This is a genomic window from Candidatus Mycalebacterium sp. (genome assembly GCF_977828045.1).
Map to the genome: position 1 here is coordinate 1 of NZ_CDWCUL010000018.1, position 23,765 is coordinate 23,765.

The 23,765-nt window shown below is 49.7% G+C and carries 25 protein-coding genes; 13 read left to right on the forward strand and 12 right to left on the reverse strand.

Going from position 1 to position 23,765, the window contains the following annotated elements:
* On the forward strand, positions 1-1,038 hold a 1,038-nt coding region (locus ACY430_RS05915), incomplete at its 5' end, for a M24 family metallopeptidase (protein ID WP_462137971.1).
* On the opposite strand, the gene ACY430_RS05920 is transcribed toward ACY430_RS05915, so the two are convergent.
* From ACY430_RS05920 to ACY430_RS05955, 8 genes are read right to left on the reverse strand one after another with little or no spacing between them, the layout of a single operon-like run.
* Positions 1,030-2,256 (reverse strand): cofactor-independent phosphoglycerate mutase, encoded by a 1,227-nt coding sequence (locus ACY430_RS05920; protein WP_462137972.1) that lies wholly within the window; start codon positions 2,254-2,256, stop codon positions 1,030-1,032. The genes ACY430_RS05915 and ACY430_RS05920 overlap by 9 nt on opposite strands.
* Before the next feature lie 11 nt (positions 2,257-2,267).
* The gene (gene lipA, locus ACY430_RS05925; protein ID WP_462137973.1) at positions 2,268-3,236 is read right to left on the reverse strand and encodes a lipoyl synthase; all 969 of its coding nucleotides are present in this window, start codon (positions 3,234-3,236) and stop codon (positions 2,268-2,270) included.
* Between the two features lie 6 nt (positions 3,237-3,242).
* Positions 3,243-3,545, reverse strand: coding sequence for a LapA family protein (locus ACY430_RS05930; protein ID WP_462137974.1), 303 nt, complete (start codon positions 3,543-3,545; stop codon positions 3,243-3,245).
* 42 nt (positions 3,546-3,587) lie between these two features.
* Positions 3,588-4,457, reverse strand: coding sequence for a signal peptide peptidase SppA (sppA, locus tag ACY430_RS05935; RefSeq protein ID WP_462137975.1), 870 nt, complete (start codon positions 4,455-4,457; stop codon positions 3,588-3,590).
* A gap of 11 nt (positions 4,458-4,468) precedes the next feature.
* Positions 4,469-5,950 carry a S1 RNA-binding domain-containing protein gene (locus tag ACY430_RS05940; RefSeq protein WP_462137976.1) on the reverse strand — a complete coding sequence of 494 codons (1,482 nt, stop codon included), beginning with the start codon at positions 5,948-5,950 and terminating at the stop codon, positions 4,469-4,471.
* A 54-nt stretch (positions 5,951-6,004) separates the two neighbouring features.
* Positions 6,005-6,691, reverse strand: coding sequence for a (d)CMP kinase (gene cmk, locus ACY430_RS05945; protein ID WP_462137977.1), 687 nt, complete (start codon positions 6,689-6,691; stop codon positions 6,005-6,007).
* A complete protein-coding gene (gene aroA / locus ACY430_RS05950) occupies positions 6,688-7,977 on the reverse strand; it encodes a 3-phosphoshikimate 1-carboxyvinyltransferase (protein WP_462137978.1) in 1,290 nt (429 codons plus the stop codon). The genes cmk and aroA overlap by 4 nt, the downstream gene beginning before the upstream one ends.
* 28 nt (positions 7,978-8,005) lie before the next feature.
* Entirely contained in the window at positions 8,006-8,416 is a 411-nt protein-coding gene (locus ACY430_RS05955) for a hypothetical protein (protein WP_462137979.1), read from the reverse strand.
* A gap of 64 nt (positions 8,417-8,480) precedes the next feature.
* Between ACY430_RS05955 and ACY430_RS05960 the strand changes: the two genes are divergently transcribed.
* Together ACY430_RS05960 and dnaB are read left to right on the forward strand one after the other, a co-directional pair.
* Positions 8,481-8,978 carry a cupin domain-containing protein gene (locus tag ACY430_RS05960; protein ID WP_462137980.1) on the forward strand — a complete coding sequence of 166 codons (498 nt, stop codon included), beginning with the start codon at positions 8,481-8,483 and terminating at the stop codon, positions 8,976-8,978.
* Between the two features lie 57 nt (positions 8,979-9,035).
* Positions 9,036-10,385 carry a replicative DNA helicase gene (gene dnaB / locus ACY430_RS05965; RefSeq protein WP_462137981.1) on the forward strand — a complete coding sequence of 450 codons (1,350 nt, stop codon included), beginning with the start codon at positions 9,036-9,038 and terminating at the stop codon, positions 10,383-10,385.
* A gap of 8 nt (positions 10,386-10,393) precedes the next feature.
* On the opposite strand, the gene ACY430_RS05970 is transcribed toward dnaB, so the two are convergent.
* From ACY430_RS05970 to nuoE, 3 genes are read right to left on the reverse strand one after another with little or no spacing between them, the layout of a single operon-like run.
* Positions 10,394-11,032, reverse strand: coding sequence for a hypothetical protein (locus tag ACY430_RS05970; protein WP_462137982.1), 639 nt, complete (start codon positions 11,030-11,032; stop codon positions 10,394-10,396).
* Complete coding sequence (locus tag ACY430_RS05975) at positions 11,029-12,366, reverse strand: glycerate kinase type-2 family protein (RefSeq protein ID WP_462137983.1); 1,338 nt, start codon at positions 12,364-12,366, stop codon at positions 11,029-11,031. The genes ACY430_RS05970 and ACY430_RS05975 overlap by 4 nt, the downstream gene beginning before the upstream one ends.
* 9 nt (positions 12,367-12,375) lie before the next feature.
* Positions 12,376-12,849 (reverse strand): NADH-quinone oxidoreductase subunit NuoE, encoded by a 474-nt coding sequence (gene nuoE, locus ACY430_RS05980; RefSeq protein WP_462137984.1) that lies wholly within the window; start codon positions 12,847-12,849, stop codon positions 12,376-12,378.
* A gap of 105 nt (positions 12,850-12,954) precedes the next feature.
* Here nuoE and ACY430_RS05985 point away from each other — a divergent pair, with 105 nt between their 5' ends.
* The 7 genes from ACY430_RS05985 (at position 12,955) to ACY430_RS06015 (ending at position 20,135) form a co-directional block, all read left to right on the forward strand.
* Positions 12,955-14,760, forward strand: coding sequence for an N-6 DNA methylase (locus tag ACY430_RS05985; RefSeq protein ID WP_462137985.1), 1,806 nt, complete (start codon positions 12,955-12,957; stop codon positions 14,758-14,760).
* 67 nt (positions 14,761-14,827) lie between these two features.
* Positions 14,828-15,385: a restriction endonuclease subunit S gene (locus ACY430_RS05990; protein ID WP_462137986.1), complete on the forward strand. Its 558-nt coding sequence runs from the start codon at positions 14,828-14,830 to the stop codon at positions 15,383-15,385.
* Between the two features lie 39 nt (positions 15,386-15,424).
* On the forward strand, positions 15,425-16,114 hold the full coding sequence (locus tag ACY430_RS05995; RefSeq protein ID WP_462137987.1) for a hypothetical protein: 690 nt from the start codon (positions 15,425-15,427) through the stop codon (positions 16,112-16,114).
* A gap of 25 nt (positions 16,115-16,139) precedes the next feature.
* The gene (locus tag ACY430_RS06000; RefSeq protein WP_462137988.1) at positions 16,140-16,418 is read left to right on the forward strand and encodes an HNH endonuclease; all 279 of its coding nucleotides are present in this window, start codon (positions 16,140-16,142) and stop codon (positions 16,416-16,418) included.
* A gap of 99 nt (positions 16,419-16,517) precedes the next feature.
* Positions 16,518-16,709 (forward strand): hypothetical protein, encoded by a 192-nt coding sequence (locus tag ACY430_RS06005; protein WP_462137989.1) that lies wholly within the window; start codon positions 16,518-16,520, stop codon positions 16,707-16,709.
* A gap of 1 nt (position 16,710) precedes the next feature.
* Entirely contained in the window at positions 16,711-17,712 is a 1,002-nt protein-coding gene (locus ACY430_RS06010) for an SDH family Clp fold serine proteinase (protein ID WP_462137990.1), read from the forward strand.
* Positions 17,713-17,729: 17 nt separating this feature from the next.
* On the forward strand, positions 17,730-20,135 hold the full coding sequence (locus ACY430_RS06015; RefSeq protein ID WP_462137991.1) for a DEAD/DEAH box helicase family protein: 2,406 nt from the start codon (positions 17,730-17,732) through the stop codon (positions 20,133-20,135).
* Between the two features lie 6 nt (positions 20,136-20,141).
* Here ACY430_RS06015 and ACY430_RS06020 read toward each other — a convergent pair whose 3' ends face one another.
* A complete protein-coding gene (locus ACY430_RS06020) occupies positions 20,142-20,903 on the reverse strand; it encodes an acetoacetate decarboxylase family protein (RefSeq protein ID WP_462137992.1) in 762 nt (253 codons plus the stop codon).
* Positions 20,904-20,969: 66 nt separating this feature from the next.
* Here ACY430_RS06020 and ACY430_RS06025 point away from each other — a divergent pair, with 66 nt between their 5' ends.
* The 3 genes from ACY430_RS06025 to ACY430_RS06035 form a co-directional block, all read left to right on the forward strand.
* Positions 20,970-21,533 carry a cob(I)yrinic acid a,c-diamide adenosyltransferase gene (locus tag ACY430_RS06025; protein WP_462137993.1) on the forward strand — a complete coding sequence of 188 codons (564 nt, stop codon included), beginning with the start codon at positions 20,970-20,972 and terminating at the stop codon, positions 21,531-21,533.
* On the forward strand, positions 21,530-22,177 hold the full coding sequence (locus tag ACY430_RS06030) for an O-methyltransferase (RefSeq protein WP_462137994.1): 648 nt from the start codon (positions 21,530-21,532) through the stop codon (positions 22,175-22,177). Before ACY430_RS06025 ends, ACY430_RS06030 begins: the two co-directional genes overlap by 4 nt.
* A gap of 13 nt (positions 22,178-22,190) precedes the next feature.
* The coding region (locus tag ACY430_RS06035) for a [protein-PII] uridylyltransferase family protein (protein WP_462137995.1) at positions 22,191-23,765 on the forward strand (1,575 nt) is incomplete at its 3' end.

The following is a 23,765-nucleotide window of genomic DNA, read 5'->3' on the forward strand; positions in this document are numbered from 1 at the left end:
GACCCGGTTGTTTTCATCAGGCACAAAAACCGCAGTTTTCTGGTTTTGAGCGATTTGGAACTTGCGCGCGGCAGAAAGGATGCGGCGGTTTCCACCGTGTTGCCGTTTTCCTCTTACGCGACGCAACTCAGAGAGACAAAGAAACGCTCACTTGCCGATGTTACCGCTCTTGTCCTACGGGAACAAGGGATTTCGCGCGTGGAGGTCCAGAAAACCTTCCCTCTGGCATTTGCCGAATCTCTCAAAAAAAACCGCATAAAGGTTTCGTGTTGCGAGGGGGACATGTTGTTTGAGGAAAGAATGAGAAAAACCCCGCGCGAAGTTTCACTTATTCGCTCCGCGCTCAAAGACACCGCTTCGGCGATGAAAACCGCGATTGATATGATTTCCGGCTCCAAAACCGGCAAAAATGGAGTTCTTTTTTTACACGGCAAGCCGCTCACTTCGGAGCGCATACGGCTCTCCATACATACCGAACTTGCGGGCAAAGGCTACGGTGCTTCGGGAACGATAGTCGCCTGTGGCGAGCATTCCGCCATGCCCCACCATTCGGGCGAGGGACCGGTTTTTGCGAACCGCCCGGTCGTTATTGACATCTTTCCGAAGTCCGCGCACGGATATTACGGGGATATGACCAGAACGGTGATAAAGGACAAGCCTTCGCCCGAACTTGCGCGGATGTATAAAACCGTTTTGAAAGGGCAGAAAATCGCGATTGGGATGATAAAGCACGGTGTAAAATGCGCCGATGTTCACAATGCGGTTTTGAGTTTTTTTGATTCAGAGGGTTTTGTGACCGAGCGCGGAGAAAATCCGCGCGGTTTCATACACTCAACCGGGCACGGTCTGGGAATGGGGCTTCACGAACCGCCGGGCATCGGTCCCTCAGGCGGTGTTCTGTGCGAAGGCAACATGGTTACCGTTGAGCCGGGACTTTATTACGAAGGGCTCGGGGGCATACGTATTGAGGATGTTGTTCTCGTAACAAAAAAAGGCTGTGAAAACCTTACAAAATGTCCAAAGGTGTTTTCAATCTAACAACTCCGCCGTGCTCGGGCGCTCAATAAATGAGCCGATAAGTTTCCAGCCGTTTTCAAAAAAGTTTCCCGCTTCGGCGGCGCATTTTTCCGAATAGACGCGCTCCGGATTGAACGCTTTGTTTTTCGGGTCGTAAAAGGCGAAAGGCACGGGATCCCGCGAGTGAGTTCTGAGTGATATGGGGGTCGGGTGGTCTGAAGTTACAAGCACTTTGAAATCTCCGAACCTCTCCATTGCTTTGAGCGCGGGGCCCACGACCCGCGAGTCAAAATCCTCAATCGCGCGCACCTTCAGCTCTGTTTTGCCCATGTGCCCCGTTTCATCGGTCGCCTCTATGTGAATCATCACAAGGTCGTTTGTTTCAAGCGATTTCAGCGCGTATTGGACTTTGCCTTCGTAATTTGTGTCCAGATAACCGGTCGCTCCCGGCACCTCTACGACTTCCATTGCCGCGCATTTCCCTATTCCCTTCACCAGATCAACCGCCGATATAACCGCTCCGCTCACCCCGTAAGTCTCCTCAAAAGACGGCAGCACGGGTGCGGTTCCCTCGCCCCACAGCCAGATATCGGTCGCGGGCGGCTCGCCGTTTTTCTCCCTTTCCCTGTTGACCGGATGGTCTTTGAGCACATCTTTCGCGGCGCGCATAAGTTCAATAAGCAGGGCCGCGTCCGCACCTTCGGGAAGAAAATCCTTCACCTCTTTGCCGAGAATGTCATGCGGCGGCGTGGACGAGACCGCGTTTTTGCCATTGTCAATAATGAGCAGATGCCTGTAACTGACGCCCGGAAAAAACTTTATGCCGTCAGAGTCAAGCGCGCGCGCGATGTCCTTGATGATTTCCCGTGACTGTTCGGTCGGAATATGTCCCGCGCTGTAATCCTCCATTACGGTTTTGCCGCCTTTGTTGCGGAGTGTTACGAGGTTGCATCGGCACGTCAGGTCGGTTTTTTTAAGGGGGATTCCCATTCCCGCCGCTTCCAGCGGAGATCTGCCCGTGAAATAGACGGTCGGGTCGTATCCGAGAACACTCAAGTTTCCCACGTCGCTTCCGGGCGGCAGGGAGGGCGGTATGTGGTTCGTCTCTCCGAACATTCCCGCGTTTTGCGCTATAAGGTCAAGGTTGGGTGTTTTTGCCGCTTCAAGCGGGGTTTTGCCTCCAATCTCATCAAGAGGCATGTCCGGCATTCCGTCTCCCTGAAGAATTAGGTATTTCAATTTTTGAACGTTCAGGAGAGGCCCTCGCACGCTCCTGTCGCAGTCTTGCCATCGGCTTCAAGTTTGAGCAACTGCTTCTCCGCATGATATGAGCTTCGCACAAGGGGGCCCGCCTCAATGTGTGGAATCCCCACAATTTTTTCCCCGTAGTTTTTCAGAGATTCAAACTCAACGGGATGATAAAAGCGTGAAACGGGAATATGATCGTGAGTGGGTTGCAAATACTGCCCGATGGTAACGATGTCGCAACCGACCGAGTGCAGGTCTTTGAGCGTGGAGGTTATTTCCTCAAAAGTCTCTCCGAGCCCGACCATTATGCCGGATTTTGTGAGCATTCCATTTTTGCCCTCACGCGAAGAGGTTTCGAGAAGCGCAAGAGAGCGTTCATAAACCGCCTGCGGACGCACCGAGCGCAGTTTGCCCGATTGCGTTTTTTGTGGAAGCGCGTAGAGGCGCGACACGGTTTCAATGTTGTGATTCAGTACGTCGGGGCTTTCAGACAGGACCGCGCGCAGGGCTTTTGAGCTGCCTTTGAAGTCGGGAATAAGGCACTCTATTTTGATTTGGGGAGCCGCACGGCGGATCTCTCTTATGGTCTGCGCGAAAATTTCAGCGCTCTGTTGATTTTTGTCATCCCTGTTCACGGAGGTTACGACTATATGGGATATCACAGAGTTGTGCGCGCAAAGGTCCTTTACGGCGCGAGCGACTCTTCGGGGCTCGTTCCAGTCAAGTTCTCCGCCTTTTCCCGTCTTTACATGGCAGAAACCGCAACTTCTCGTGCAGGTATCGCCCATTATCATAAAAGTTAAAGTTCCCGCGCTCCAGCACTCCCCGATGTTGGGGCATTTGGCTTCCTCGCATACCGTATGGAGCCCCATTTCGCCGACAAGATTTTTAAGGCGCGAGTAGTTTTCGCCCGAAGGAATTTTCGCTTTCAGCCACGGGGGTTTTGGCGTTTTTATAACGCTTGCAGGCATCGGAGGTCAGGACTGCGGTTCTTCGCTGTCCGGTGTTTTGCTTTCAAGTTTGCTGATTTTTCTGTTTTTGCCGACCAACTCAAGCCAGTTAAGTGAAGAATGTATGAGAGTGAAAATAATTCCCAACAGGAAAGCCGAAGCAACCACCGCCCACATTTGCACGGCCGGCAGTTCGGGGATGACGTAGATTTGCGGGGGAATCTTGCCGAAACTCACGCTCATAGCCTCATTCATCCACGCGTTGCTCAGATAAAAAACCGCTCCGAAAACAACGAAAATCAAAGTCAAAATCAGTTTTACATATTTCATGGATTTTTCCCCGTTTCCGTATAATACCACAAGCGCACGGGTTTAATTAGAAGTTTTCACTTGCCCGAACTGTTCTGACATATAGTAAAGCCCCGCGCCGTGAAAGACGGACGGCGACAGGTATTTCCCCAGCAGTTTTGCGGATTCTCCGGGAATTATGAGGTCTAAAAACGTCAAGTCCTTAACGGGGAAGGTGTGCACGGGTGAGTCTTTGGGAATTCCGGCTCTTTCAGCGGCGGTTTCAATCGCGCTCAAAAACGTTCCCATTTCGTCCACAAGCCCGGATTCCATTGCCTCACTTCCCAGAACGATCCTTCCGTCCGAAAATTCCTTCATTTTTTCCGGGCTTATTTCCCTGTTTTCCACGACTGTGTTTTTAAACTGCTCAAGCGCGTTGTCCACGAGATCCTGAAGGTATTTTCTCTCGCCCGGCTCAAGAGGGCGCAGGGGCGAGCCCGCGTCTTTGAGTTCGCCGGTTTTTACGACATCAACGCCTATCTTCGCCCACCTCAACAGTTCCCCGTAGTTTGCGAAAGTCGCCAGCACGCCTATGCTTCCGGTTATTGTTCCGGGGTTCGCGATTATGTGGGGCGCGCCGCAGGCGATGTAGTAGCCACCCGACGCCGCGACATTTCCCATGCTCGCGACCACGGGTATTTTCTGTCCAAGTCTCTTTACCAGCGCGTAAATCTCCTGAGACGCCGCGACACTTCCGCCGGGCGAGTCAATCCGCACGACAAGCGCCTTGTAAGAGCCGTTTTTTTCTATCTCTCTGACAGCCTCCGTGTATGCGCCTGAAGAGATTATGACGCCTTCAATGTTGAGCACGGCGATTTTGTCCGTGGTTTCCTCAACCAGCACCACAATCGCGCCCAGAAGTATAAGCGCGGCGATTATGTAGCGGAATCTCATCGCCCTGAATTTTACTCCTCTTCTTCGTTTTTTCCGACACTGATTTTGTCGGAAATGAAATCGCCCAGTTTTGCACCGCTTCCCTCGCCGTGTTTGGCACTGAACTCTCTGAGGATTTCCCTCTCGTTTTTTCTGATAAGCATCTCAGCGCTTAAAGTTACCGTGCGGGATTTATTGTCAATGTTCTTCACAACCCCGGTTATCTCCATACCCGTTTTGTAATGCTCACCGCCTCGCCCCCCATCCGAATCCGGGAGGTCGGAAAACCGTATAAAGCCCTCAATGTCGTCATCAAGTTCAAGAACAAGACCGCCGCGCGCCTCTTTTTTAACCTTTCCGGTGAGAACATTCTCGCCTTTCTTGAGTTTTTTGACCGCCGTTTTCCACGGGTCTTTTTGCAGTTGCTTCACTCCGAGAGACATCTTTTTCTTCACGGGGTCGCACCACATCAACACCACTTCAATCTCCTTGCCCTTGTTTTCGCCGTACTCGTCCACGGGGTCAACCGTTTCCTTCCAGCTTATGTTGTCCGGATGCACAAGCCCGACCACCCCTTCCGCGACCTCAACAAAAACGCCCGCACTGTTCACATTGGCGATTTTCCCTTTTATTTTGGAGTTTTGCGGGTTTTTTTCCGCGAACTCCTCCCACGGGGTCGGCTGAGTCTGTTTATAACTCAGCGATATCCGCCCACTGCCCTCTCTTATGTCCGTAATCTTGACCGTTATTTCCTCGCCGGATTTTAGAACATCTCCGGGGGTTTTGACACGTCTCCACGCCACTTCGCTTATGGGTATGAACCCCTCTATGATCCCTCCTTCACCCGTCAAATCCACAAAAACTCCGGACGGTATGATGTTGGAAACAGCCCCTTTTACCAGCATCCCCACATCTATCTGTTTCACGAACTCCGCCATCTTCTCCGCTCTTTCCCTTTCAAGCAGTTTTTTTCTGGAAAGAACAATCCTTTTGCCTTCCATCTCAATTATGAGCGCGTCAAAACTCTGGTTCATAACCTTGTCCGCGCCCTGACGGTTATTCCCTATCAGCACCTGCGAGGACGGAAGAAACGCCTTTGCGTCCGTGCCTTCAATCACACATTCAACACCGCCTTTTATCCTTTTCGCCGCCTTGACCTTGACGGGCTGTTCGTTTGAAAACGCCTGTTTCAAGTCCTCAAAATGCTTCATTGAATCCGCGTCCGCTTTGGAAATTTTCGGCAGCCCGCGTCCCACTCCTTTAATCAGAACGTCCACACACGCGCCTTCGGCAGCTTCGCAGTTGCCATTTTCATCGACAAACTCTTTGAGCGGAACTATTCCCTCGGACCTCATTCCTATGTTTATGAAGACGTTTTCCTCCTCAACCCGCACGATGGTTCCACTGACGATTTTGCCGGCGGTGTTTTCTTCAGCAAAGCCGCTTTCGTCAAGCAGTTGTGAAAAGCTCTGCGAGTCGTCCGGGGAGTCGGTTTTTTTGGCGAAACTGGTCATAGCTTGAAACCGTTCAAAACCCCGCGCATAGGCCGTGCGCCCGCGACTGATTTTTTAAAATGACTTCCAACCTTCAACCGAGTTGAGAATTTTCTCAACAACCTCATCCACACCAAGGTGTGTGGTGTCTATTATCACAGCATCATCGGCAGGTTTCAAGGGAGAGTGCTTTCTTTGGCTGTCCCGCCGGTCTCTTGAAGACAGTTCGGCGGAGGTTTGCTCCAAAGTCGTATTTGCGCCTTCCTGTTTGAGTTCAGCGGCTCTGCGCCGCGCCCGCTCATTTTCCTCTGCGGTGAGAAAAAACTTGTAATCGGCGTCTCTGAAAACCCGCGTTCCCATATCCCTGCCTTCGGCTACTATGCTTGTGTTTTCGCCGTGAGCGCGCTGGATGCGCCCGAGAACCTCCCTCACTTCACTTACCTGCGAAAATATTGATGCGTTTTCGGATATTTCAGGCGTTCTTATGTCCGCGCTCACATCTGTGCCGCCCAACGTTACGGTGTAGGAACCGTCTGCGGAGCACACCGGCGAAATTTCGCAGTTTTTGAGAAGTTCCGAGATCTTTTCGCCTTCTTCGGGCTTCACGCCTTTTTCGCGCGCCAGCAGTGCGAAAGTCCTGTATATGGACCCCGTGTCCATATAGCGAATACCGAGTTTTTTAGCCACAATCCGCGCGACCGTTCCTTTGCCGGACGCGCCGGGCCCGTCGATCGTTATCACAATCCTCCCGCGCCCGCTCATTTTCGCGCTCTCAAGCCCTCAAGAAACGGAAAAAAATCCCTGAAAGAAACCGCCACACATTCCGCGTCTTCAATTCTGCTGTCGCCTTCCGCCGCCGTTGCCGCAACGCCCAGAGCCATCGCGACCCTGTGGTCTCCCGCGCTTGAGCAAGTACCTCCGGTCAAACTCCCGCCGGTTACGAGCATTCCGTCCGGCGTTTCCTTAACGCGCGCGCCGAGTTTTCCGAGCCCTTCGGTCATTGATTTTATTCTGTCGCTTTCCTTCACTCTCAATTCCGCCGCGTCCGATATTTTTGTAACCCCTTGCGCGAAGCACGCGACAGCCGCAATCGCGGGCAATTCGTCTATCGCGCACGGTATTAAATCTCCTTTAATCTCAACCCCTTTGAGCGCGCGTCCGCCTTGCGCCTCTATGTCCGCCACATCTTCACCGCCGGATTTTCTGCGGTTTGAAACCCGTATGTCCGCCCCCATTTTTTGTAGTATTTCAAGCCCGCCCGCTCGCGCCGGATTGATTCCGACATTTTCAATCACCACGCGCGAGCCCGGATTTATAACCGCCGCCGCGATGGGGAAAATCGCGGAAGATATATCCGCCGGAACCGCCACTTCGCCGCCGATGAGCCGTTCCGCCCCGCCGCCGGCGAGCGTTATCGCGTTTCCTTCGCGTCTGACCCCGGCGCCGAAATGCCCGAGCATTATTTCTGTGTGGTCTCTGGTTTTTTCGGGTTCTGTGATTTTTGTGTCGCCGTCAGCGTAAAGCCCCGCGAGCAGAATCGCAGATTTCACCTGCGCGCTCGCGACCGGCATTTCGTATTCCATCGCCCGCAACCTTGAGCCCTTTATGGAGAGCGGGAGTTTTCCGCCGCGTGAGGATATGTCCGCACCCATGAGCGAAAGGGGCGTTATCACGCGCTCCATCGGTCTTTGTTTCAGGTATTTGTCTCCTGTTACGGTTGATTCAAACCGCTGGGCACTCAGTACGCCCGCGAGAAGGCGCGCCGTTGTTCCCGAATTGCCCGCGTCAATGGCTTTTCCGGCGGGCGCAAGACAGTCGCAAACAGCGGTGGTTTCGCCCGCCGATGTTTCTATCCGCGCGCCGAGAAGCCTCAAGGCGTTCTTTGTGGAGATTATGTCTTCGCTGTCGAGCAGGTTTGTTATGCGCCCCCCGCTGTGCGAAAGGCACCCTATTATTAACGCTCTGTGAGAGATGGATTTGTCCGCCGGAACAGTGGTTCGTCCCGTAACGGGGCGAACCCCGCCTGATATTGTAATTTGCGCTGACACTTTTTGCGGGCGCGGGAAGGGTTTTTCTTTACGGGGTTATGATTTTACCCCCGCTTTTGCCACCGCCTCCTTTCCCGTCTTCGGGAGACTGCTTTTTCGCGCGGGCTTCAATCAGAGCAAGCAGCCGCTCCTTGAAGTTTTCTTCATAGTCGCAGATTGACGGGACGATGTAGCCCAGAAGGGCTATTTGCAGAAGGTATTCGGTGTTGGCGATTATGTATTCCTGCTCAAACTTGCTGCCATATGCTTTTGAAAGGTTCGTGAAAATGTGTTCTCCCATCTCGGCGAGAACCTGCGCTATGCTTTTTGTTCCTTTCGCCTGCTGGTTGGCGGAAACTCCGAGGTTGAACGCCATCGTTATGGACGCGGCGAGGTCGGTTTCGGGCGCGGATTTCCCGTTTTCCTCTTCGGTTTTTTCGGTCTTTTCAGAGTCCGGCATTTCCTGCTATCATAACAGGCGGGAGCCGCCGTGTAAATCAGGGGCGGTGCGCTCCCCCGTAGAGTTGAAACCGGCAAACATCATAAAAAAACTCGGTCTGAAACCTCTTGAACGGGAAGGAGGCCTTTACAGGCAAACCTATGTGAGCCCCGAAACCGTTGCCTCCTCTCATTTGCCCGACCGTTACAAAGGGGACAGAAACTTTTCCTCGGCGATTTACTATTTTCTTCAAAAAAACGAGGTTTCCGTCATGCACAGACTGATGTCGGACGAGGTTTACCATTTTTACTCCGGAGACCCGGTTCAATTGCTCACTTTGAAGCCCGGAGGCCCGGGGCTGGTATTTCTCGGCAGCGACATAATGTTCGGTCAGTACCCGCAAGTTGTGGTTCCGGCGGGTGTGTGGCAGGGAATGAAAATCGTTGACGGCGGCGAATACGCGCTTATGGGAACAACCGTTTCGCCCGCCTACACCGAAGACGACTTTGAACTTGGCGACCCCGAAAAACTGTGCAAGCAGTTTTCCGAGCACTCCGGACTCATAAAAACCCTTTCGCGCTGAAACGGTCTTTTTGACAATCCCCGCCAATAGTAATATTTTGTCCACCGGAGGGGTGAGATGTGCGCAAATGCCGGCGTTCCTACAAGCGAGGATTCTGAAAGAGCCGTTCTCGGCGCGATTATGCTTGAAAACTCGTGCATAAACGAGGTTCTTGAAATCGTAACCCCCGAAGATTTCTACACAAAATCCAACAGAAAAATCTTTGAAGTGATGATTGAACTGGATAAAGAGGGGAGGCCCCTTGATGTCCTGACCGTTTCGGAATATCTGAAAGCTTCCAACGGAACTTTGAACGAAGTGGGAGGCAGTTCTTATATAACGCTGCTTGCGGATGTGGTTCCCACCACTGCGAATGTCGCCCACTATGCGAAAACCGTCAAAGACACCTCTTTGCTCCGCCAGATTATCAAAATGGGCGGCGAAATCGCGTTTCGCGGCGGCAACGGCGTAACGCCGGAAGAACTTCTTGATCTTGCCGAGAGCCAAATCATGAGTATTGCCGGAAACAGGGTGAAAGCCGCTTTCACTCCTCCGCACGAACTTGCCGCGCGAACTATGCATCACGTTGAAGAGGCGCAGAAAAAGAAGGCGGTTATTACGGGTCTGTCAACCGGTTTTAAGAAAATAGACGAACTGACTTCGGGGTTGCAGCCGGCGGATTTGATTGTAGTCGCGGCGCGCCCCAGTCTCGGAAAAACCTCTTTGTGCCTCAACATAGCCGAACATGCGGGAGTTACGCTCGGCAAAAAAATTGCCGTGTTTTCGCTTGAAATGACCGAAACCCAGCTCGCGCTCAGAATAATTTCAATGATGTCTCAGGTCAGTTTCTCGGACTTGCGGGGCGGACACATTAAAAACTCCGACAAAGGCAAAATCACTGATGCGTTCACCAGATTCGGGCAGTCCGGAATTCTCATAGACGACAGCGCCGGGCAGACGGCTCTTGAAATCAGAGCCAAATGCAGACGGCTCAGCAATGACAAAGGGCTTGACCTTGTCGTTGTTGACTATCTGCAGCTTATGCGCGGAGACGGCAGGACGGAAAGCAGGGAAAGGGAAATTGCGCAGATTTCGTCCTCTCTCAAAGCGCTCGCCAAGGAACTCAAAGTGCCCGTAATCGCGGTTTCGCAGTTAAGCCGCCAGACAGAAACCCGCTCTGACCACCGTCCACAACTCTCTGACTTGAGGGAAAGCGGCGCGATAGAGCAGGACGCCGATGTGGTCATATTCATAAACCGCCCGGATTTTTATGCCAAAAATGATGACGACAAAACCGGCGAGGCGGAGATCATAATAGGAAAACAGAGAAACGGCCCCCTCGGCACCGCCAGACTGACGTTCCTTGAACGCAACGGCATTCCGGGATTTGCCGAACCCTCTTACGACGAATACGATGATTTTGGGTGAGCCCGCGCTCACACAAGTAGCGGTTTTATCTTTCTTTCTTCGGCGGTTTCCCTTTCGTGGAGTTCGCCGTTTTTCTGCCACAGGTAAAATTTGTCAAATATCTTTTTCAACCGCTCGCGAACCGAATTCCATCTCGGGTTCCAGTCGTGATTTTTTTCCCGGCCCTCAAAAAAAGTTTCAATAAAAAACCGCCGCTCTCTGCGCAGTCCCTTTTCCGCCGTCCAGCCCGTGCGGGCGACCGCGTAGCCGCACGCGAAACCCATCGCGATTGTGCCGGTCAAGCCCAGCACTTCGGCGGATTTTGCCGCGAGTTCAATATGGCAGTAAAGAGCTTGCGGAGTGCGGTAGCCGCGCTCAGGCATAAGTTCATCCATCTCAATCAGATTTTTCACGAAATACATCGGGTAGTAAGTGGGGCTGTTTACGTCAACCGACTTTGTCGCGCACGAGAGCGGGCTTTTGATTATCACATCCTCGTCTATCACGCCTATCATGAATTTGCTCCGGTCAAAATTCCCTGTCTCGCCGCACATTTCAAGGCTTGAACCAATGTTGTTCCACTCTTTGCGGGCGATTTCCATGGCGTCTTCCATGCGCCCCGACCCGCCGCCGTCCACCAGAGCGTCAAGGTCTGTTTGAGCGCTCATACTTTTCCCGGCGGTCCGGCGAGAATGATTCCGATGTCCATAACGTTTGTTCCCGTGGGCCCGGTTTTGATTAAGTCTCCGAGAGAGTCGAAAAATGTGTAAGAGTCATTTGCCATAAGGTGGTCGCGCGCGCTGATTCCCCGCTTTCTGGCGAGCAGACGCGAAGAGCCGTCGCATATCGCGCCCGCCGCGTCTGTGGGCCCGTCAATTCCGTCCGTTCCGGCAAAAAGCCCCACTATGTTTTTATGTCCGATAACCTCCATACAGAATGACAGCGCAGTTTCGGTGTTTCTGCCGCCTTTGCCTTTTTGCCTCACATTCACGGTCGTTTCACCGCCGAAAATTACGCAAGCGGGCATTTTGACCGGCTTTTCAAAACGCTCAATGTCAAGCGCGACTGCCGCCACGCATTTGGCGACCTCTTTCGCCTCGCCCTTCACCTGAGACGACAGCGCGAATGTTGAGTAGCCGAGTTCGCGCGCCTTTTTCTCAGCCGCTCTCACGCATTTGGCGTTATTTCCTATGATGACCGTACGGACGCGTGTGTTTTTGGGAACGCTTGTCCGCGCGGATTTTTCGTTTTTAAGCCCCCACTCAAGATGAACTACAACCTTGGGCGGAATCTGATGCTCAACGCCCAGCGCCTCAACAACGCGCCACGCTTCCTTGAAAGTGGTGGTGTCCTCAACGGTCGGGCCGGACGCTATCATCTCAGGGTTGTCCCCCGCGACATCGGAAAGAATAAGCGTCAAAACCTCGGACGGAAGCGCCTGTTTCAAAAGTCCTCCGCCCTTTATGCTGGACAGTTTTTTTCTGACCGTGTTGAGTCCGTATGTGTCCACGCCGGAAATCAGCAGTTGCTTGGTAACCTTCTGTTTGTCTTCAAGCGACAGCCCTTCGCGCGGCATAGCCAGCATTGAACTGCCGCCGCCCGATATGAGGAAAAGCACAAGGTCTTTTTTTCCGGTTTTTTCAAGCAGGGTCATTATTTCGCGCGCGGCGCGGAAACTTTTTTCATCGGGAACGGGGTGGCTTGAAAGCATAAACTTCAAGCGCGAGAACTTTTCGCGCGGTTTGGAGTTTGAAACGACAATTCCGTCCGTGATGCGGTCGCCGAGCAGTTTTTCCGCCGCCGTTGCCATTGCCGCCGCGGCTTTTCCGAACGAAACCACAAAGATTTCGCCGTATGACGAGAGGTCGTAGGTTTTGTTGTCAACTTTGAGCGAGTTTCCCTTGACCGACACGTGCTCAAACACACACCGTTCGGGATTGACCGCCTCAATCGCGGCGTCCAGAATCTTCATCGCGTCTTTTCTGAGGGTTTTGTTTGACATTGCCCGCGCCTATCCGTTTCTCAAATCATCCAGAATTTTGTCAACCGATTCGCGTGTCAGATTTTCGTGCAGAACGTTGTCAACAAGCATCACCGGAGCCGAGCCGCAAGCCGCGAGGCATTCGGCTTCCATAACGGTTATTTTGCCGTCCCGCGTGGTTTCGCCCGATGAAATTCCGAGTTTTTCGTAGATGTACTTCTCAACTTCCTCCGCGCCCTTGAGCGCGCATGAAAGCGTTCTGCACACCCAGACGATGTGCTTGCCGATAGGTTTTGTAAAAAACATTGTGTAAAAAGTGGCAACGTTTTGGACGCTTGCGGGCGTGATGTCAAGAATTTCCGCGACCTCAACCATTGACTCTTCGCTGAGCCACCCGAGCCGTTTCTGAACCGCCCACAAAGCCGGAATAAGCCCCGAACGCGGTGTTTCCGCTTTCTCCGCGATTTGCTCTATTTCCGCTCTTGTCTCATCGGGAAGGGGCATTACAGTCCGCTCTTTTCAAACGGTAAAACTATACGATTGGAATGGGCGGTCAAGGAAAAAGCGGTTTTATGCTTGCGCACGGGAAGGTGGTAAACTGAAAACCTTATGTTGGATGCTGAAACAAAAAGAAGAATAGATGGGGCGCGTGATGTGCTTGTGGGGCAGGTGCCCGACCCGAAAGGGCAGGTTGAGCAGATTACAATGGCTCTGCTCTACAAATTTATGGACGCGATTGATAAAGAGGCGGTGGAGAACGGTGGAAAACCGTCTTTCTTTGTCGGAAATTCCGAAAAGTTTGCGTGGTCTGAATTGATGAGAGAAATGCTTGACGCGACTGAGAGATTCACTCTTTACCGTCAGGGCGTTGAGGGAATGTCTGATAATACAAACCTTCCCGACACTTTTCGCGACATTTTCAAGGGCGCATTTCTTTCATTTAATGACCCGCGCACTCTGCGCCTGTTCCTCACAGAGGTTGACGGCATTCAATACACTCACAGCGAGGATCTTGGAGACGCTTTTGAATATCTGCTTTCAATTCTCGGCAGTCAGGGAGATGCGGGACAGTTCCGCACTCCAAGACATATTATTGATTTTATTGTTGAAGTCGTTTCTCCTAAGAAAAATGAGCGAATTTTAGACCCCGCATGCGGAACGGCGGGGTTTCTTATTTCCGCTCAGAAGCATATTTACAGGGAAAACTCAACAAACGGGAAAAATTTGGGGGACAAACTCACTCCTGCGGAAAAAACCAAACTTGCCAACAACATTGTCGGTTATGACATTGCGCCCGATATGGTTCGCCTGAGTCTTACGAATATGTTTTTGCATGGATTGAAACAGCCGCAGGTTAGGGAATATGACACGCTGACATCAGACGCTTTTTGGGAAGAGGATTTTGATGTGATTCTCGCAAATCCGCCTTTTATGTCGCCGAGAGGTGGAATAATCCCTCATAAACGTTTTGCCGTGAAAGCGAACCGTTCGGAAGTGCTTTTTGTTGATTACATAGCGGAGCATCTGAGTTTGAACGGAAGGGCGGGGATTATTGTGCCAGAGGGGATTGTTTTTCAATCAGCAAAGGCATACAAATCTCTGCGTAAAAATCTGGTGGGAAATTGGGGGCTTTGGGCGGTGGTTTCATTGCCTCAAGGGGTTTTTAATCCTTATGCGGGTGTTAAAACTTCAATTCTTTTCATAGATAAACAGTTAGCGAAAAAAACCGACGAGATTTTGTTTGTGAAAGTAGAAAACGACGGCTTTGATTTGGGAGCTCAAAGAAGAAAGATAGACGAAAATGATTTGCCTGACTGTTTGCAAATATTAGAGCAATGGAAGAAAGACCTAACTATTGATGAAAACAGTCAATTTGCTTTTTCAGTTTCAAAATCCACGATCGCCGAAAATGGCGGATACGACCTAACAGGTGACCGCTATCGTGAGACGGTGGATTATAGCAATGTGAAATGGCAAATGGTAGCGTTGGGGGAGGTTTGTGAGATAGAGAGTGGTTCAAGGCAAAAAGGAGGGTCTTTGTCTTCTGGCATTCCCAGTATAGGCGGAGAACAAATTGATGCAGATGGTTCTATAAAACTAGAAAAAATGAGACACATCTCCGAAGAACATTTTAATTCAATGAAAAAAGGAGTGTTAAAAAAGGGTGATGTTTTAATTGTTAAAGATGGGGCAACAACTGGAAAATCTGGTTATTTGAATAATCAGTTTGAGAAAGGAGCGGTGAATGAACATGTTTTTATCTTAAGAGCAAGGCAAAATGTTTTGCCATATTATCTTTATAGCATCACAAAAAATTCAAACTTTCAGAATGATTTAAAGCCATATATTAAGGGAATTATAGGAGGAATCAGTTTAGAAATCAAAAAAAATCAAAATTCCTCTCCCACCGCTTGAAGTCCAAAAAGAAATCGTTGCTGAGATAGAGCAATATCAAAAAATCATTGATGGAGCGAAGCAAGTTGTGGATAACTGGAAGCCACAAATCAAAATCAATCCCGATTGGGAAATGGTGGAGTTGGGGGAGGTTTGTGAGAGTTTGTTTGCTGGAGGAGACGTTCCGAAAGACTATTCAAAAACAAAAATTGATGGATATGAAGTACCCATATACACAAATGGGATTGGTAACAAGGGGTTGTACGGTTTTGCTAAAAAAGCGCGTGTAAAACAAGAATGCGTTACACTTTCTGCTCGTGGAACAATAGGGTATCCAGAAATACGCAAAATTCCATTTTATCCTGCAATTAGGTTGATTGTAGCAATACCAAAATCAATGGTTCTAGACACCATATTTTTAAAATATGCTTTGGTAAATACGGATATTAATCGTACTGGTAATACCATTCCACAACTTACAGTACCAATGGTAAAAAGTATTAAAATCCCGCTTCCGCCTCTTGAAGCGCAAAAGGAAATTGTTGATGAGATAGAAGCAGAGCAGAAATCCATGGAGGGATGCAAGAAACTTCTTGCTTCACAAGAACAAAAAATAAACAATCGAATAAGTGAGGTGTGGGAATAGAGACTAATTGAGAAATAAGAGAATGTGTGAGATAGGGACATGAAAGATTTAGATGAAATTTTTGAGTATTTGCCCCTGAAATATAAACTCCCAACTGATGTTGAATATTTCGGGTTTTTAATTGAATCTGTGGAAAATAATTACGAAAGGCAAAATTATCATTTTGCCTTCTTGTCTCTTCACATGGTTTATATGGGTATTGTGTACAACTACATTTACGCAATATTTAAGACGGATTTAGAACAGTTTGAAAATGTTTTAATAGGTCATCACAAAATCTTGAATATAAAAGATAGTTCTAAAATTGAGTCTTGGCATCTGTTGAGCAAAATAAACGAAGCTACCATATTTCAGTTTTTTAGAGCCGTTGGAATTCCTAATGGTACAATAGGAAATCTGAAAAAGCCTGTTCAGCAGAGGAATGAATTTGCGCACACCAACGGGGTGTATTTGTCGAATGAAGATAAGTTTAATGAGAGGGTTGAAAATTACTTGGCAAACTTGGAGGAAATTCAGGAGTTTTGTTCTGAAGAATACAAAAATTTATTCTTTCGGTTTTTGAAAGGATTTGCCGTTAAAATTTCTAAGGATGAAGGAAAATTACATTTGGGAGATTTTATGCGGGATTATGGTGTAAGCAGAAGAACTATCGACCGACTTGCTAAAATCAAAAAGAAAGATTACCCTAAAAACGCAAATATTATTTTTAATTGTATGTTAGACAGGTAACAAGTAGTAATGCGGGAGGTGGTCTATGGTAACTAAAAATCAAAAATCAAAAGTATGGAGCAAGGCAAAGAAAATCAAAGGCAAAAATCCGAAGTTATACCGGAAAGATTCTTACGGCAAAACAATTTACAAATCCTCTTATGGCAAGTCGTCTTCTATGGGGTGGGAAGTTGACCATATAAAACCAAAATCCAAAGGCGGTTCCAGTAAGACCAGAAACTTACAGGCTCTCAACACCCCTACAAATCGCGGAAAAGGCGCCGATGGAAGAAAGAAAAGCAGACATTCAAAGTCTAATAAATAAAGAAGTTGTGCGGACGCAATACGGGATTCATTACAAGTAATTAGGATTTGACAAAGAACTGATTTTATTGTTGAATTGATGCCCCCAAGGAGGTGAAGGATGGCTCAAAAGGAAAAAGAAGTCTCTCAGAAGTATTTAGAAACTCTTGAAGAGGTCAAAAAGCAGTATGAGCAGTATTTAGAAGTTAGTAAACTTTATGAGTTGCCTACATTCCAACAGGAACCTGAGCCAGAAATCCAACCTCCCAGTCTGGAAAACCCACTAACAACAAACACTATTCGCATAAAGTAACATGGCTTCTTGGAGTGAATTATTAAGCAAAGCACAAAAGGGAGTGTCACAAAACCCTGGTTGGCTTGAGAATGAGCTGAAGACACACCTGAGCAATATCTCAAAACTTCGTGAAGGTACATCTGTAATTTTCTATGCTTCCGCCTTTTTGCAAAAACAAAATGCGGGTAACGGCATACTAATCTCCCGTGAAGATATAAACGGTTTTATGAATGCTCTTTATGAAGCCGAAACCGAAAACGGACTGACTTTGATACTCCATACTCCCGGTGGCGACCCGAATGCTGTGGAGAGCATAGTTGAGTATTTACATGCTAAATTTAAACATATTGAAGTAATAGTTCCGTATTTAGCAATGTCAGGTGGTGCTATGATAAGTCTGGCAAGCGACCTTTTAATTCTTGGCAAGCAGAGTCAACTTGGTCCGATTGACCCTCAGCTTTTAATAGAAAACAAGATTCATCCTGCTAGGGCAATTAAAGAGGGGTTTGAGAGAGCAAAAAAAGACATTGGTAGTAATCAGAAACTTGCACATCTCTGGGCTCCGATTTTGCAAAGTATGGGACCTTCTCTTGTATTGGAGGCGGAAAAGGCACTTTCATACAGTAAGGATTTGGTAGTTAACTGGCTTAAGAAGAGAATGTTCAAAGATGTTAGCGAGGAATCTCAAAAAGATGCAAAAGCCAACACTATTGCAAAGTATTTCAATGCTGAAGATACGGACTACGGAAACATTCATGTTCATGGACAGAGAATCGGAGTAGAGAAACTTACGGAACTTGGGGTAAAAGTGGAATTACTTGAAGAAAATCAAGATCTACAAAGCGAGGTTCTGACATCCTATCATTTAATGACTTTAATTTTTGAGATGCTTCATTCTGTAAAGTTCATTGGTAGCGATAAAGGAAAGATGTGGGCTAAGTTGCAATCGATTGCTATGTTGCCACCTCTACAGCCTGTTTCCCAACGACCGCAGGAACCTCAACCAAAAAAGACTCCTTGATACTCTCTGAGGTAACCATGAACGAAGCCGAAGTCAGGGTTGTTATTGATGCTCTACTCCGCAAAGCCGGTTGGCGTTTGCCGGATGAGGAAAATCCCAATGTCAGAATGGAGCAGTTTTCAGAGGGGCGTCCGTCCGATTATCTGCTTCTTGGCTCAAACACTTATCCAATAGCCATTCTGGAAGCCAAAGAGTCCGAAAAAAACCCGCTTTCGGGCAAAGAACAGGCGCGTGGCTACGCAGAAAACCATAATGCCCGTTTTGTCATTCTTTCAAACAGTCTGCAACACTACCTTTGGGACCTGAAAAGCGGCAATCCGCAACCCATTATGGAAATGCCTACTCAGGAATCTCTTGAGCGGGTTGCTGATATTTCACAAAATCCTTCGTCTTTTGAAAATCAGGAGATTGGAGAGGATTACATTGTCCGCTCTCAAAGGGCGGGCATTCCGCCGGAGAGCAAACGGTCTTTAAGGGACTACCAAATGCAAGCCGTTGAAGCCGTGAAAAATGTTGCGGCGGAAGGGGAAACACGCTATCTGCTTGAAATGGCGACGGGCGCTGGAAAAACGCTTATCGCAGCGGCGGTTATCAAGATGTTTCTCAAAAGCGGCAACGCAAAGCGCGTGTTGTTTCTTGTTGACCGGCTGGAACTTGAAGATCAGGCGCAAAAAGATTTTACGAACTATCTGAGTCAAGATTTCACCACAGTTATTTATAAGGAAAAACGCGATGACTGGCGCACGGCGCAAATAGTTGTCTCCACGGTTCAAACCCTTGCCGCATCCGACCGCTACCGCAAGCAGTTTTTTCCTCTGGATTTTGACTTGCTTATTGTTGACGAAGCTCACCGCTCAATAGGCGGAAGAAGCGGACGCGCAGTATTTGAGTATTTTCTCGGCTACAAACTGGGGCTTACCGCCACACCCAAAGACTATATGCGCGGAGTTGATGCGGAGAGAGAAAATTTCAAGGCGCTTGAAGCGCGCCTGTTGCGCGACACTTACAACACTTTCGGTTGTGGAAACGGAGAGCCGACTTTTCGCTACACTCTGAATGAAGGAGCCGAACAGGGCTATCTTATTCAGCCGCGCATTATTGACACCCGCACGGAAGTAACAACACAACTGCTTTCCGAAAAAGGGGCGGATTTGGTTGTAAAAGACAGAACAACGGGAGAGGAAGAAGAAGGGACGTTTTTCCGCAGGGATTACGAGCGCAATCTGTTTTCCGAAGAGACAAACCGTTCTTTCTGTAAGGCATTTATGGACTACGCCGAATGTGACCCGATAAGCGGCGAGATTGGCAAAACAATTGTTTACTGTGTGAGCCAAAACCACGCCGCAAGAATAACGCAGATATTCAACGAACTTGCCGAGGAAAAATTTCCGGGACGTTACCAATCGGGGTTTGCCGTTCAAGTTACTTCAAGCGTGCAGGACGCAAGGGAGTTCTCACGGCAGTTCGCTGAAAACAACCTTCAGGGAAGGACACTTTTTCTTGAGGGATACCGCTCCTCGCGCGCGCGCGTTTGTGTTACGGTGGGAATGATGACAACCGGCTATGACTGCCGCGATATTTTAAACCTCTGCATAATGCGCCCGATTTTCTCGCCTTCGGAGTTTATTCAGATTAAAGGGCGCGGAACACGAATTTACACTTTCAAATACAGGCATCCGGAATCCGGAGAAAAAACTGCGGAAAAGGAATTTTACAAACTTTTTGATTTTTTTGCCGTCTGCGAATACTTCGAAAAAGACCATCAATATGATGAAAAACTTGAAATTGCCGTTTCGGAAAGCGGGAGTGGTGGCGGTGGTGAAAGCGAGGAATACGAAGGAGATTTTGAGGGGCGGGATCCCGTTCGCAGGATAACGGAGACGGTTGTCGGTTCCGAGGGTTTGAGAGTTGACCGAGAACTTTTTGCCGGTTTCCGCAACAGCGTGAAAAAAGACGATGAGATTAGAGAATCTGTTGAAAGTGAGGATTGGGACAAAGCGGTAAACCTGACGCGCGAGCGGTATGAAAACAAACCGGACGATTTCATTAGTCCCGAAAAAATAGCCGTCGCAAACAACCTTGACCGTCTTCTTCAAACCCGCGAGGTTCTGGAGTTTATTTTTGGGGTCATAGACAAGTTTAAAGACAGGCGGGAACTTTTGATTGATGAAGCGCAAAAGGGAGTTGCGGCAATCAAGCCCGACGAGGATGAAATTCAGAATATTTTCAACGCTCTTATGGCGGTTGTTGACAGCGGGGAAGTTCGGGAAATCATAAAATCGGGACAGTTCGGAAAACTTGCCGACAACCCCGCGCTTTCAAGCGAGCAATGGCTTAAAATTGACCAGATAACCCGCAAGATGATTATTGAGTATGTGAGAGACTACGTGCCTCTGGAAATCTTTACAGAAAAATCCGGCTGAAAGTTCCTACTTCACAACCTGAAACTGCGGATAGACGAAACTGCCTTTCATCCATACCGCCCATGTGGGGTCGGCGATGGGTTTGAGTTTGTTCAAAGGGTGCCCTTTGGGAGCGGTGATTGTGATTTTCGGGTTGGTTATGGCCTTTGTTGAGCCGAGATATGGAATGGGATATTTCACAACCCTGCCGTTCTTTATTCCAAAATAGTTCAAATGCCCGCCTTCGGGGTTTTCAAGCCGCTTGCCCGTAACCTTCGCTTCGGCTTTGATAAAGGTTTTGCCGCCGACTTTGAGGTTTGTTTTGAGTATTCCCTTTCTAACGCGTGTCCGCGTCCGCCCTTTTTCGGCGGGGATTCCCGCCCGCAGAGCGAACTTTCTCATCTTTTCCGAACTGTTGAAGTAATAAACGAAGTATCTGCCGGGGTAGCCCGCGTCCCTGTCCATAACATAGGAATCGTGCCCTTTTAACTCAACCGTCAGATAGGTGAGAGTGTAAGCCCCGAAGCCGGAAGTCTGCGAGTCTTTCGGAACGGTGTACATGTTGATAACCACGTGCCCGGTCGGCTCAAGCCCTTTGGGAAGGAGCGATTTCAGCGTTTTGGTGTCCGCCTTATACGCGGCGATGAACATCCACGCATTTGTTACAAGTTGCGGAGCGGGCAGAGGGTCCGGCGTTTTCGCCGCATGAGCGGGAAGAACGCAAAGCGAAACCACAACCGCCAATGCGACCATCAGTCTTTTCATAATCATCATAACAAACCTATACATTGTCCCGGCAGTTTATTCAATTCCCGCCGTTTGAATTGCCCAACCCGCTGGGCTATGCTTTGCGCGGTGGCAAAAAAGCGCATAACACGAGTTTACACAAAGACCGGAGACGCAGGCGACACCGCGCTCATAGGCGGCGGCAGGGCGCGCAAGGATTCGGCGCGGGTCGTTGCCTACGGCGATGTTGACGAGTTGAACTCGTCCCTCGGAGCCGCGCGGGCGTTTTGCGAAAATCCCGAAATTCTTGCGATTATCTCCGAAATTCAGAACGACCTTTTCATTCTCGGTTCAGACCTCGCCAGCCCGCCCGATGTTAACGCGCCCCGAACCGGAAAAGCGCGCGCCGAAAAACTTGAAAAATGGATAGACCGCTTTCTTGAAGACATGGAGCCTCTCAAAGAGTTTATTCTTCCGGCGGGCAAACCTGCGGGGGCGCTTCTCCATATTTCGCGCTCGGTGTGCCGCAGGGCGGAGAGAAGCGCGGTTACCCTTCTGAAAAAGGAAAAAACCGGCTCTGATGCGGTTGTCTATCTAAACCGCCTGTCCGACCTGCTTTTTGTTCTCGCCCGCGCGATGAACACCAATGACGGATTTGACGAGGTCGCGGTTGATTTTGGTAAAAAACCTTGAGCGAGCGGAAACTGGAAATTGTTCACCCCGAAATAGAACGTTATATGGACTCGCTCGCAGGGTTCGGGGAGCCCGTGTGCGACACTGTGCTTGAGATGGAAGGTCTGGCGCGGGAGCGCGGTTTTCCAATCGTGGGGCGGCTGGTGGGCAGGTTTCTTTTTCAGCAGGCGCTTCTGCTCGGCGCGAAAAGGGTTTTTGAAATGGGTTCGGGCTTCGGATATTCGGCTTACTGGTTTGCCCGCGCGGCGTGCGGCGAGGTTCTCTGCACGGACACATCGCCCGAAAACGCCGAACTCGCGGGTGATTTTATGAAAAAAGCGGGTTTTGAGAAAACGGTTCGTTTTCACACCGGAGACGCAATTGACATTCTCGCAAAAACCGGCGGCGAGTTTGACATAGTTTTCTGCGACATAGACAAAGAGGCGTATCCCGAAGCGTTTGCCGCCGCCCGCGAAAGAATCCGCAAAGGCGGGCTTTTTCTGGCGGACAACGCGTTCTGGGACGGCAAAGCCGCTCTGCCGGACGGCTCGCCCGCCGCAGACGGAATAATAAAATTCAACAAAACGGTCGTGTCCGATATGGACTTTTTCACCGTTCAGGTTCCTTTAAGGGACGGAATTTCGGTAAGTTTGAAACTGGTTTGACGGCTCCGCAGATATGGCGCGTACAGGCACAACGGACAAAACAACGGCGGCGGAAAAACTGGCGAAGTTTTATCTGCGCGGCGCGAAAAGCATAGAGAAAAAGCATTTCTCCTTCGCTCCGCGCAACAGAATGTCCGCCGGAATTGAACTCGCCCGCGAAAGGGCGGCGCTGGTTGATTCTTTCATAAAAAAAGCCGCCGCGGACTCAAAAGGGAAAATCCCCGAAGGGGTGTCGCTTGTGGCTCTGGGCGGTTACGGCAGGCGCGATATGTGTCCGTTTTCAGATGTGGACATTCTCGTTCTGCACAAGCCGGGCTTTGAAAAAGCCGCCGCACGGACCGGCGAGAAGGTTTTCTATCCGCTCTGGGATTTGAAGCTGGATCTGGGGCACGCGGTCAGAACACTTGACGATTGCGTCGATTTGTGCTCGCGGGACTTTGTGTCTCTCACATCACATCTTGACAGCCGCTACATCGCGGGCGACCGCGAACAGTATGAGGATTTGGAGCGGATATTGTCCGCCGAAATTGTGTCCTCGTGTTCGGCGCGTTTTATTGATGAAAAACTCGCCGAAGCATTTGAGCGCAGAAAAAAGTTTGGCAGTTCGGTGTGGATGCTTGAGCCCAACGTCAAAGAAGCCGAGGGCGCGCTGCGGGACCTCAACACAATCCTCTGGCTGGGGCAGGCGAAATACAAAATCAAAACCTTTGACGATTTGCTCGGCGAGGGAATTATGAGTGAAAAGGAGGCCCGGCTCACAAACAGATGCATGAGTTTTCTTTTCCTCGTGCGCTCGCATCTTCACTATCTCGCGGGACGGCGGCAGGACAAACTCACCTTTGATTTTCAGGATAGCGTGGCGCGGTTTTTCGGACACGTGGACTCCTCCTCAATGAAGGCGGTTGAGAAGTTTATGAGGATTTACTATCTGAGAGCGGGGTTTGTGAGCGAGCAGTTTCAGCGCATGGTTGATAAGGTCGCCGGAAAACCCGCGCGGCGCGGCGCGAAAATCCACCACCTTGAACACGGCTTCACAATCAGCGACGGGATTTTGTCCGTTACGGGAAAAAATGTTTTCAGAAAAACGCCCGTGAACCTCGTAAGGGCGTTTGAATACGCGGACAGGTATGGCGCGGAGGTGAGTCCGTATCTGCGCGGACTCATAAGGGAGCAATCGCCGCGCATTGACAAAAAAACCAGAAAAGACCCGGAGTTCAACCGCGTGTTCATCGGGATTCTCAAAAACGGCAAAAATGTTTACAAAACGCTGTCGTTGATGAACCGCCTGCGGTTTCTCGCCCATTACATACCGGAGTTCGGAAGAATCGTCTGCATGATGCAACACAACGCCTACCACCTTTACACGATGGACATTCATTCGCTTTTCCTCGTGAAAGAGGTGGAAAAACTGTTCAAATACGAGAGGGAAGAAGAGTTTCCGCTTCTCACAAAAGCCGCCGAATCGGTCGTCAGCCGCGACATTCTCTACCTCGCATGCCTTTTTCACGACATCGGCAAGGGCGTTTCGGAGACGCGCCATGAAATCGCGAGCAGGGATATGGTGCGCAAAATCAACCGCCGGATGGGG